Here is a 7,040-nt window from a genome sequence, read left to right on the forward strand (position 1 = left end):
GGCAGGCTCCTCGGCACCGGCTTCTTCAGCAGCGTCAGCGGGTTGCTCCGCCGCATCGCCATCCGTGGCTTCACCTTCGACGGGTGCTTCTTCTGCCGCCGCATCGTCAGCCGCAGGCTCTTCGGCACCGGCTTCTTCGGCAGCGTCAGCGGGTTGTTCCGCCGCGTCGCCATCCGTGGCTTCACCTTCGGCGGGTGCTTCTTCTGCCGCCGCATCGTCAGCGGCAGGCTCTTCGGCACCGGCTTCTTCGGCAGCGTCGGCGGGTTGTTCCGCCGCATCGCCATCCGTGGCTTCACCCTCGGCGGGCGCTTCCTCGGCCGCCGCGTCATCGGCGGCAGGTTCTTCGGCACCGGCTTCTTCGGCGTCAGCAGCAGGTTGCCCTGCAGCTTCGCCTTCAGTGGCTTCGGACTCGGCCTCCGCACCTGCGGGAGCGTCGGTCGATGCGTCGCTTTCGGGTACGGATTGCTGTGCGTCAGCGGGTTGGTCCGTCTCGGCCTCCTGCGCCAGCGAATAGCCGCCGGCGAGGATTGTCAGGGCCGCAACAGCCGTGAGCGTCTTGGTTCTCAGGGTCATTGATGGCTCTCCTTACTCGGCCGGATGCGCTTTGGCGCCGTAGTGTTCGTTGAAATCCTCTTCGATGGTCGCAGGCATCGGATCGGGTTTCTCAATCACACCAAGCAGCGGCAGGATCACCAGGAAATAGATGAACCAGTAAGCCGAGCCGGCAAGGGCGATATAAGGATAAATTCCCTCTGCCGGACGCGCGCCGACCCACATCAGGATCACGAAATCGACGGCAAGCAGCCAGAACCACCACTTGAATTGCGGCCGGTAACGACCCGAGCGGACGCGGCTGGTATCCAGCCACGGCACCAGGGCCATGACCAGAATCGCGCCAAACATCGCCAGCACGCCGAAGAATTTGGCGTCGATGATGCCAAAGGACAGCTTGTTGACCAGAATCACCAGCCAGACATCGGCGGTAAAGGCCCGCAGAATCGCGTAGAAGGGCAGGAAATACCATTCGGGCACGATATGTTCGGGCGTGGCGAGCGCGTTCGCCTCGATATAGTTGTCGGGATGGCCCAGATAGTTGGGCATGAAGCCGACAACGGCGAAGAACACCACCATGATCACGCCAAGCGCGAACAGGTCCTTGATCACGAAATAGGGCCAGAACGGCAGGGTGTCTTTCTCGGCCTCTTCCTTCGAGGTGCGGCGGACTTCGACACCGGTCGGGTTGTTGTTGCCCGTAGTGTGGAAGGCCCAGATATGCACGATCACCAGCGCGGCGATGATGAAGGGCAGCAGATAGTGCAGCGAGAAGAAGCGGTTCAGCGTGGCGTTATCCACGGCCGGGCCGCCCAGAAGCCATGTCTGGATCGATTCGCCGATCCCGGGAATTGCGCCGAACAGGCCAGTAATCACGGTCGCGCCCCAGAAGGACATCTGACCCCAGGGCAGCACATATCCCATGAAGGCCGTCGCCATCATCGCCAGATAGATCAGCATGCCGATGATCCAGGTAACTTCGCGAGGGGCCTTGTAGCTGCCGTAATACAGCCCGCGGAAGATGTGGATATAGACGGCAAGGAAAAACAGCGAAGCGCCGTTGGCATGCATGTAACGCAGCATATAGCCGCCATTCACGTCGCGCATGATATGTTCGACGCTGGCGAAGGCCAGATCGACATGCGGGGTGTAATGCATCACCAGAACGATCCCGGTGACGATCTGCAGCGCAAGGCAGAATGCCAGAACGATGCCCCATATCCACCACCAGTTCAGGTTCCTGGGGGTGGGGATCATCAATGTGTCATAGATGACGCTGACGATCGGCAAACGGCGATGCAGCCAGCGTTCGGGGCCCGATTTGGGCTCGTAATGGTCGTGCGGAATTCCGGCCATGATGCCCTCCTCAGCCCAGTTGGATGGTTGTTTCGTTGACGAATTCGGCGATTGGAACCGGAAGATTCCTGGGCGCCGGGCCTTTGCGGATGCGGCCGGCCGTGTCGTAATGCGAGCCGTGGCAGGGGCAGAACCAGCCGCCGAAATCGCCCGCGCCGTCGCCGATGGGAACGCAGCCCAGATGGGTGCAAACGCCGATCATCACCAGCCATTCGCCGGTTTCGTCCAATGCGCGGTTTTCGTCGGTCGCGGCTTCGCCGGGCTTGTTCTCGTTCTCGGCGCCCTGGTCGATCAGCTCGCCCAGCCCGACAGCACGGGCGGCCTCGATCTCATCCGGGGTCCGGCGACGGATGAATACCGGTTTGCCCAGCCATTTCACCGTAAGCTGGGTACCCACCTCGACGCCGCTGACATCGACCTGGATCGAAGACAGTGCCTGAACATCGGCCGAGGGGTTCATCTGGTTCACAAGCGTCCAGCCGGCTGCACCGGCTGCAACTGCGCCTGCTCCCGCCGTGGCGTAATAGAGGAAATCCCTCCGGGTGCCTACGTGGTCATCTGCGTGGGACACGGGTCATTCTCCAGTTCGGGCCAATTATTTGGCCGCTATGTCATTCCGGGCCGCGCTTTGATCGCAACCGTCGCGTAGGCGGTTCTAGCGTTCAAATCCCCGTCAGTCCAGCGGGTAAGCCCATTCCTGAGTCTGTGGTACTATGCCCATGTTGAAAAATTGTCGCGTCTTCGCGAACGGCCTGCGATGATTTGTCGCGGGCAGGGCCGATAATCCCGTCACACCGGGATTTTCGTCACTTCAGCAATCCCTCGGATCGAAAGCTGAGTTCGCGGGATTTGCCGATGACCAGATGGTCATGGATGGTGATTCCCATGCAATCCGCCGCCCGCGCGATCTGGGCAGTCATGACGATATCCGCTTCTGACGGGGTCGGATCGCCCGAGGGGTGGTTGTGGACAAGAATCAATGCCGATGAATTCAGCTCAAGCGCGCGGCGCATGATCTCGCGCGGGTAGACCGGTACGTGATCGACCGTGCCGCGGGACTGTTCCTCATCCGCGATCAGTACATTCTTGCGGTCCAGATACAGCACCCGGAACTGTTCCGTCTCGCGATGCGCCATGGCGGTATGGCAATAATCCAGCAATGCCTGCCATCCCGACAGCACCGGCCGATGCAGCACCTTCGCGCGGGCCAGCCGCTGAGACGCGGCCTCGACCAGTTTCAGTTCGGTCACGACAGCGGCGCCGACGCCTTCGACTTCCGTCATGCGGGCGGGAGCCGCGGAAATCACCCGGTTGAAATCGCCGAAACGCTCGATCAGGCGGCGGGCCAGCGGTTTCACATCCTGCCGGGGGATGGCGCGGAACAGGACGAGTTCCAGCAATTCGTAATCCGGCATCGCCGCCGCACCACCCTGCATGAAGCGTTCCCGAAGCCTTGCGCGATGATCGGCCAGATATGAAGGCATCGCCTTGTTGTGCCGATTCGACCGCGCCGCCGAATTCGCCGCATGAAAATCGCGAATCGCCGGATCGAACAGCGGCAATGAAGGGGTCGGTGGTGATCGGTCCTGGGCCATGCCCGGATTATGCAAAAAAGGTATGAAAAAATTGGAAAGAGGCGCCGAAGCGCCTCATGATCATCGGGTCATGCCGTCCCAGAACCCTTTTACCTTGTTGAAGAAACTGGTCGATTGGGGACTGTTATCGACCTTCTCCGCGGCGAATTCGCGCAAAAGCTCTTTTTGTCGCGCATTCAGGTTCACCGGCGTTTCAACCGCAATCTCAAGCAGCATGTCTCCAAACTCGCCATTCGCGCCCGCGCCATGCCGCAAGGGCGGCATTCCCTTGCCGCGCAGCCGCATCTGCCGGCCCGACTGACTGCCCGCCGGCACCTTGACGCGGGAACGCCCGCCGTCGATCGTCGGCACCTCGACCTCGCCGCCCAATGCGGCGGTCGCCATGCTGACCGGCACCTGACAGGCAAGGGTCTTGCCGTCGCGTATGAAGATCTCGTGCTCTTTCACCTCGACGAAAATATACAGATCGCCCGAGGGTCCGCCGCGCATTCCGGCCTCGCCCTCGCCCGCAAGGCGGATCCGGGTACCGGTTTCGACGCCCGCCGGAATGTTGACCGACAGGGTGCGGTCCTTCTCGACCCGGCCTGCGCCATGACAGGTCTTGCAGGGATTCTTGACGATCTGCCCCTGGCCACCGCAGGTCGGACAGGTCCGCTCGACGGTGAAGAACCCTTGCTGGGCCCGTACCCGGCCCATGCCCGAGCAGGTCGGGCAATTCGCGGGTTGCGTCGCGCCTTCCGCACCGGTGCCGTTGCAGTCGCCACAAGCAACCGAGCTGGAAATATTGATGGTCTTTTGCAATCCGCCGTAAGCTTCCTCGAGCGAGACGCGCAGATTGTAACGTAAATCCTGCCCGCGCTGCGCCCGGGAACGGGCACCGCCGCCGCCACCGCGACGGCCCATCATGTCGCCGAACAGATCGTCGAACACATCCGCGAATGCCGAGCCGAAATCGCCCGGATGCGCGCCGCGTCCGACACCGCCGCCCATGCCGCCATTTTCGAAGGCCTGATGACCAAAGCGGTCGTAAGCAGCCTTTTTCTGTTCGTCCTTCAGGCAGTCATAGGCCTCGTTGACCTCTTTGAACTGCGCTTCGGCACTTGGATTGTCCTTGTTGCGGTCGGGGTGAAGCTCCTTCGCCTTGCGGCGATAAGCCTTCTTCAGTTCATCGGTCGAAGCCCCGCGTCCGACCCCGAGAACATCGTAATAACAACGCTTGGCCATATCTTGTCCTGTCTACTGACCCCCGGAATGAAATCCGGCCCGCGAACTGCGGGCCGGTCCAGGGATACGGCCCGGATCAGCCGCGTTTCTTGTCTTCGCCGAGATCCTCGAAATCGGCATCCACGATATCTTCGTCCGCGGCGCGAGGCTCGTCCGGATCGTTGTCATCGCGGGCTTCGGCCTCGGATTGCGACGCCTTGTAGATGGCCTCGCCCAGTTTCATCGATGCATCCATGACGTTCTGGATGCCGGACTTGATTTTGTCGGCATCGTCGGTCTTCACCGATTCTTCCAGGGCGCCAATCGCCAGTTCGATCGCCTCGACCGTGGATTCATCCACCTTGTCACCATGCTCTTCCAGCGACTTTCTGGTCGAATGGATCAGGCTTTCGGCCTGGTTCTTGGCTTCGACGATCTCGCGGCGGGACTTGTCGGCCTCGGCATTGGCTTCGGCATCCTTGACCATCCGATCGATATCCTCGTCGGTCAGACCGCCCGAGGCCTGAATGGTGATGTTCTGTTCCTTGCCGGTGCCCTTGTCCTTGGCACTGACCGAAACGATGCCGTTCGCGTCGATGTCGAAGGTCACCTCGATCTGGGGCATGCCACGGGGCGCGGGCGGGATATCTTCAAGGTTGAACTGACCCAGCATCTTGTTGTCGGCTGCCATTTCGCGTTCGCCCTGGAAAACCCGGATCGTCACCGCGTTCTGGTTATCCTCGGCAGTCGAGAATATCTGGCCCTTCTTGGTCGGGATGGTGGTGTTGCGGTCGATCAGGCGGGTGAATACACCGCCCAGCGTTTCGATCCCCAGCGACAGCGGCGTCACGTCCAGCAGCACCACATCCTTGACGTCGCCTTGCAGCACGCCAGCCTGAATCGCGGCGCCAAGGGCCACGACCTCATCGGGGTTCACGCCCTTATGGGGTTCCTTGCCGAAGAAATCGGTGACTTCCTGGAAAACCTTGGGCATCCGGGTCATACCGCCAACCAGAACAACCTCGTCGATATCCGATTTCGAGACGCCCCCGTCCTTCAGGGCTTCCTGAACCGGCTTCATGGTACGCTTGATCAGATCGGCCACAAGGCTTTCCAGCTTGGCGCGGGTCAGTTTCATGACCATGTGCAGCGGCGTGCCGGAATCCTTGTCCATAGAGATGAACGGCTGGTTGATCTCGGTCTGGCTGGAACTGGACAGTTCGATCTTGGCTTTTTCGGCAGCCTCTTTCAGACGCTGAAGCGCCATCTTGTCCTTGGTCAGATCGACGCCATGCTCTTTCTTGAATTCCTCGGCGAGGTAACTCACGATCCGCATGTCGAAATCCTCACCGCCAAGGAACGTGTCCCCGTTGGTGGATTTCACTTCGAACAGCCCGTCGTCGATTTCCAGAATGGTGATATCGAAGGTGCCGCCGCCAAGGTCATAGACCGCGATCGTCCGGCTTTCCTTCTTGTCGAGGCCATAGGCAAGCGCGGCCGCCGTCGGTTCGTTGATGATCCGCAGCACCTCGAGACCCGCGATCTTGCCGGCGTCCTTGGTGGCCTGACGCTGGGCGTCGTTGAAATAGGCGGGCACGGTGATGACGGCCTGTGTCACCTCTTCGCCCAGATAGGATTCGGCGGTTTCCTTCATCTTCTGAAGGATCATTGCGCTGACCTGAGCGGGGGAATATTTCTCATTCCGCACCTCGACCCAGGCGTCGCCATTGCCGCCATCCACGATCGAGTAGGGAACCAGTTTCTTGTCCTTCTCGACGGCTTCGTCGCCGATACGGCGACCGATCAGACGCTTGACCGCAAACACGGTGTTCGAAGGGTTGGTCACGGCCTGACGCTTGGCGGATTGGCCGACCAGACGCTCGCCTTCGGTGAAACCGACGATCGAGGGGGTGGTGCGTGCGCCTTCGCTGTTCTCGATCACCTTGGGCTGGCTGCCATCCATGATGGCGACGCAGCTATTGGTTGTACCGAGGTCAATCCCGATGACTTTGGACATGTATCTCTTACCTTTCTTATGGCGATGTATTGGGCCTTGGGTCCGTTATGGCCCCCACGGCCCGATCCCGGTGGTTGATTTCACGTCCGGTTGGAATCCGAACGCTTCGCGGCTGTATATAGGTGGGGAAATTCGGGCTGCAAGCGTTTGAAAGGGTCGGAATCCGATTCAATTTTGCGGAAACGTCATGTTTTTTAGCTTGCGGCAAGGGGGGGGGGGGGGGGGGGGGGGGGGGGGGGGGGGGGGGGGGGGGGGGGGGGGGGGGCGCGGGGCGCGGGGGGGCGGGGAGGGCACCACGAAGGCAGCGCGCAAGGGCG

6 protein-coding genes and 1 pseudogene are annotated in these 7,040 nt (G+C 61.1%); all 7 read right to left on the minus strand.

Annotated features, from left to right (window positions below; genetic code table 11):
* Nucleotides 1-573 (minus strand): annotated as a pseudogene (locus Q0601_RS24430) (cytochrome c1); the annotation flags it as partial.
* A 12-nt stretch (nt 574-585) separates the two neighbouring features.
* The gene (gene petB / locus Q0601_RS24435; RefSeq protein WP_119750718.1) at nt 586-1,908 is read right to left on the minus strand and encodes a cytochrome b; all 1,323 of its coding nucleotides are present in this window, start codon (nt 1,906-1,908) and stop codon (nt 586-588) included.
* A 10-nt stretch (nt 1,909-1,918) separates the two neighbouring features.
* Entirely contained in the window at nt 1,919-2,479 is a 561-nt protein-coding gene (gene petA, locus Q0601_RS24440) for a ubiquinol-cytochrome c reductase iron-sulfur subunit (RefSeq protein WP_305292790.1), read from the minus strand.
* A gap of 235 nt (nt 2,480-2,714) precedes the next feature.
* Nucleotides 2,715-3,503 carry a RadC family protein gene (gene radC / locus Q0601_RS24445; protein ID WP_305292792.1) on the minus strand — a complete coding sequence of 263 codons (789 nt, stop codon included), beginning with the start codon at nt 3,501-3,503 and terminating at the stop codon, nt 2,715-2,717.
* Nucleotides 3,504-3,563: 60 nt separating this feature from the next.
* Nucleotides 3,564-4,727 (minus strand): molecular chaperone DnaJ, encoded by a 1,164-nt coding sequence (gene dnaJ / locus Q0601_RS24450; protein ID WP_305292794.1) that lies wholly within the window; start codon nt 4,725-4,727, stop codon nt 3,564-3,566.
* A gap of 76 nt (nt 4,728-4,803) precedes the next feature.
* On the minus strand, nt 4,804-6,723 hold the full coding sequence (gene dnaK / locus Q0601_RS24455; RefSeq protein ID WP_305292796.1) for a molecular chaperone DnaK: 1,920 nt from the start codon (nt 6,721-6,723) through the stop codon (nt 4,804-4,806).
* A 168-nt stretch (nt 6,724-6,891) separates the two neighbouring features.
* Nucleotides 6,892-7,020: a hypothetical protein gene (locus tag Q0601_RS24460; protein ID WP_305292798.1), complete on the minus strand. Its 129-nt coding sequence runs from the start codon at nt 7,018-7,020 to the stop codon at nt 6,892-6,894.
* Nucleotides 7,021-7,040 lie beyond the last annotated feature (20 nt).

This window comes from Paracoccus wurundjeri, assembly GCF_030678915.1.
Taxonomy (GTDB): domain Bacteria; phylum Pseudomonadota; class Alphaproteobacteria; order Rhodobacterales; family Rhodobacteraceae; genus Paracoccus; species Paracoccus onubensis_A.

What these genes read in the sequence shown, in the direction of transcription:
- petB (WP_119750718.1), bottom strand. Translation starts at nt 1,908, where the DNA reads ATGGCCGGAATTCCGCACGACCATTACGAGCCCAAATCGGGCCCCGAA.
- radC (WP_305292792.1), bottom strand. Translation starts at nt 3,503, where the DNA reads ATGGCCCAGGACCGATCACCACCGACCCCTTCATTGCCGCTGTTCGAT.
- dnaJ (WP_305292794.1), bottom strand. Translation starts at nt 4,727, where the DNA reads ATGGCCAAGCGTTGTTATTACGATGTTCTCGGGGTCGGACGCGGGGCT.
- dnaK (WP_305292796.1), bottom strand. Translation starts at nt 6,723, where the DNA reads ATGTCCAAAGTCATCGGGATTGACCTCGGTACAACCAATAGCTGCGTC.